The sequence below is a fragment of the Pseudomonas sp. 2822-17 genome, assembly GCF_002742485.1.
GTDB lineage: Bacteria > Pseudomonadota > Gammaproteobacteria > Pseudomonadales > Pseudomonadaceae > Aquipseudomonas > Aquipseudomonas cyclaminis.
This window is the reverse complement of sequence record NZ_LJRZ01000819.1, coordinates 1-247: the sequence shown is the minus strand read 5'-3', so window position 1 is coordinate 247 and position 247 is coordinate 1. Positions and strand designations below refer to the sequence as shown.

1 pseudogene is annotated in these 247 nt (G+C 42.1%); it reads left to right on the top strand.

Annotated features, from left to right (window positions below):
- Window positions 1-247, top strand: a pseudogene (locus AOA60_RS29395) (hypothetical protein); the annotation flags it as partial.

Below are 247 nucleotides of genomic sequence, written 5' to 3'. Positions count from 1 at the left end.
AGACGTTAAAAGACCTAGGTGAAAATGTTGATGAAGCTGATAAATCAAAAGCTGAAGAAGCAAAAGATAAAGTGAAGTCAGCACTTGAAGGTACTGATATTGAAGCAATTCGTACAGCTAAAGATGAGCTACAAGAAATTGTTCAACAGCTTTCAACGAAGCTTTACGAGCAAGCTGCACAGCAAGCACAAGCTCAGCAAGGTGCTGAGGGTGCTGCTGGATCAGAAGGTGGCGCAAATGATGATGT